Annotated in this window: 5 protein-coding genes; all 5 read right to left on the reverse strand. The window is 55.5% G+C overall.

All coding sequences use genetic code 11. From position 1 onward, the window contains the following. Positions 1 to 266: 266 nt before the first annotated feature. Positions 267 to 581 carry a type II toxin-antitoxin system RelE/ParE family toxin gene (locus H578_RS0112015; RefSeq protein ID WP_028464218.1) on the reverse strand — a complete coding sequence of 105 codons (315 nt, stop codon included), beginning with the start codon at positions 579 to 581 and terminating at the stop codon, positions 267 to 269. Between the two features lie 7 nt (positions 582 to 588). Next, positions 589 to 867, reverse strand: a complete 279-nt coding sequence (locus H578_RS16355) for a ribbon-helix-helix domain-containing protein (RefSeq protein WP_156837350.1) — start codon at positions 865 to 867, stop codon at positions 589 to 591. A gap of 267 nt (positions 868 to 1,134) precedes the next feature. Further along, the gene (locus H578_RS0112025; RefSeq protein WP_028464219.1) at positions 1,135 to 1,509 is read right to left on the reverse strand and encodes a nuclear transport factor 2 family protein; all 375 of its coding nucleotides are present in this window, start codon (positions 1,507 to 1,509) and stop codon (positions 1,135 to 1,137) included. A gap of 448 nt (positions 1,510 to 1,957) precedes the next feature. After that, positions 1,958 to 2,263, reverse strand: coding sequence for a type II toxin-antitoxin system RelE/ParE family toxin (locus H578_RS15175; protein WP_022873922.1), 306 nt, complete (start codon positions 2,261 to 2,263; stop codon positions 1,958 to 1,960). Then, complete coding sequence (locus tag H578_RS0112035; RefSeq protein ID WP_022873923.1) at positions 2,260 to 2,478, reverse strand: addiction module protein; 219 nt, start codon at positions 2,476 to 2,478, stop codon at positions 2,260 to 2,262. Before H578_RS0112035 ends, H578_RS15175 begins: the two co-directional genes overlap by 4 nt. Positions 2,479 to 2,597: the final 119 nt, after the last annotated feature.

Consider the following 2,597-nt stretch of genomic DNA (forward strand, 5'->3'; position numbering starts at 1 on the left):
CTGCGTGACGGGACCTTCTACCAAGACCCCGAAACCATCAGAGGCAGAACCGGGCACGCCCTAGCAGCTTGACGAAAACCATAGAGGCACCCCCCCATCACAGGAGACTCATCGACAACCGCTGAAGGCATGTATCAAGCTCTTCTACGCTCTGCCTTCGCCCACTTCAGACGTCACCGTCAAGCTGAAACGCTACTGTCTTCGTCATACCGAATGGCTGCTTTTCAACACAGCAGCAGCCACTGAGATCTTCTCTACGGGAGAACTCAACGCTGCCCTAATCGCCCTTGCCAATCCTGACCTCCGTGAAAGACACCATTTATCTCTACGAGATCTTTATCCTCCAGGACTCGGAAGATGATCTGGGTACGTTTGCGGTAGCTGACTACCCTGCCTCCAGGGAGTAGCTCATCGATTCGTGTGCCACGACGTGGGAGCACCTCGAGTTGGTCGCAGAACTCTTTGATTCGCTCGATGAAGTCTGCCGCGATCTTCTCATCAGCTCTATCTGCAATGTAGGTGTACAACTCGTAGAGCTGGTCCTCCGCCTCGGGCAGGATCACTACCCTGTACTGCTTCATCCCAGCGTCAGGACGATTCAGCGGCCCGGCGCTGCCGGAAACGCTCCACCAAACCATCTAGAGGACGACGACGCGAGGGATCCTCATCCGCACGCTGAGCTGCAGGCACCACATGGCTACGGATGAAGTGCTCAAGGCCAGAAACTTCTTCGACCTGCAGCTCACCCAGATGATCTCGCAGGCTTTCAACGACCAGTTCGTCACTGCTGGTGTATTCACCCGACCGCACATGCTCCTCTAGACGCTTGGCAACGTCGTCTGGCAGGGCAACTGTCACGTGCTTCATGCCCCCATAATACTCCTGGACAGGGACAGTTGACCTGACCATCCCGTCGCGCAGACCTTCCGCACCGTCCCACACCCGGGTCTCAGCTACCCATAGACATAGCCTCATGATTTATCTCGTCATAGTTCTGATCCTGCTAAAACCCTTCGTCCTATCTGGAATGATCTGGCTACTCCTACACTTCTTGAAGACAGCCACACCGACTCAATTTCGCCGTCTCATGGAACTGCTCCGAACACTGCGCAGCGACAGGAACGACCAAGAACCTCACCTATCCGCTTGAGGAACAGGCGTCTGCTGATACGACGCTAACCGCCACTCACCTTGACGCTCCACATAGACGCTGGACATCAGTGCCCGGAACTCAGGATCTTCCTCATCCCGCCACGCTGCGCCCCGGTAGACCAGAACCGCAGACGAAGCATCCAACGGAATCAACCGCTCCTCAGAGATCTCGTACCGACTCCACGGCGGAGCATCGTTCAGTGACTCGATGACCTGCTCACGAGTGAACACATACCCGTGAGAGAGAACCATGACCCCATCCTCAGTCATGATCCGACCGTAGAAGTCCGCGCCTGTACTAGAGCACAGCGACTGCCACCCTTGATGCTCCAGCTCCAACAGCTCCGCGATACCCATGTGCCTATCGTAGTTGCAGACCAGGCAGCACATTCTTGCCGCTTACCCAAAAAAGCAGCCATTCGGCACCTGGCAACAGAGACACGAAAACCCCAGATCTGGCGCTGACCTGGGGTTTTGCATGTTTAGTTGTGTCAAAAATTGACTTCGTGACCCCCGCGGGATACCACAGACCCCCTTCTGACAAGGGGTTTTGCAGTTCCGAGCGCAAAAAGTAGCCAAAAAGTAGCCATTCAGAACGCCCACAACCACACGAACCCCCATCACAGGAGACCTGCCAACAACCACTGAGGTGGACTATCAAGTTGTTCTGACGTCCATCTTCGCCCACTCCAGACGGGACCATTAAGTTGAGACGCTGCTGTCTACCTCAGACCAGATGGCTACTTTTAAGCACCGGAATAGCCATTGAGAAGTTCCCTACAGGAGAACAATAAGAACAGATCGATCATTCAACTCGGTGACTGAACTGCCGTTCATCTTGGTGCTGGGAAATGCACGCCAAGACTCTGACGATCCGACGATCTTCATCGACCACGTACCAAAGCTTGTAAGGAAAAGAGCGGAGAACGATCCTCCGCGTGTCACCCCTGACTCGACGAAAAGCTAAGGGCGCATCGCTGAGCAGAACCTCGACATCAGCAATCTCAGCCTCCAACCGCTGGACCACGTGCGGAACATTCTCGGCATACCAGGACAGCACCTGCTCCACATCCTGCAGAGCACGGGACCGGTACCGGACGGAGTAACTCATCCGAACTTGCTACGAATACGCTTCCAGAACTCCTCCGAAGACATCTCGTCATCGGGGTTAGCTTCCAGATCCGCCAACCGCTCATCTATCACCGCAGCCTCATACGGAGTGACTGCCTCGCTGCTGTTCACATCATCCAGCAGCACATAAGCCAGCTCACGTTTCTGCGCATCGTTCAGCTGGCGGGTTCTCTCCAGAAGAGCCTGATCGACCATGCCCCTATGCTACGCCCGAGCGACTTCGGGAGGAATACTTCGACGAGACTCATGGAAAGTCCCCGCGTAGTCAGGGGCCGTGCCTCACGCAAATGTCCCCGGCAAGTTTTGGGGGTGGG

The sequence above is a fragment of the Nesterenkonia alba DSM 19423 genome, from assembly GCF_000421745.1.
GTDB classification, from domain to species: domain Bacteria; phylum Actinomycetota; class Actinomycetes; order Actinomycetales; family Micrococcaceae; genus Nesterenkonia; species Nesterenkonia alba.

Bases quoted from the DNA above. Each gene is read 5' to 3' on its own strand.
- H578_RS0112015 (WP_028464218.1), bottom strand. From the start codon at position 581: ATGAAGCAGTACAGGGTAGTGATCCTGCCCGAGGCGGAGGACCAGCTC.
- H578_RS16355 (WP_156837350.1), bottom strand. From the start codon at position 867: ATGAAGCACGTGACAGTTGCCCTGCCAGACGACGTTGCCAAGCGTCTA.
- H578_RS0112025 (WP_028464219.1), bottom strand. From the start codon at position 1,509: ATGGGTATCGCGGAGCTGTTGGAGCTGGAGCATCAAGGGTGGCAGTCG.
- H578_RS15175 (WP_022873922.1), bottom strand. From the start codon at position 2,263: ATGAGTTACTCCGTCCGGTACCGGTCCCGTGCTCTGCAGGATGTGGAG.
- H578_RS0112035 (WP_022873923.1), bottom strand. From the start codon at position 2,478: ATGGTCGATCAGGCTCTTCTGGAGAGAACCCGCCAGCTGAACGATGCG.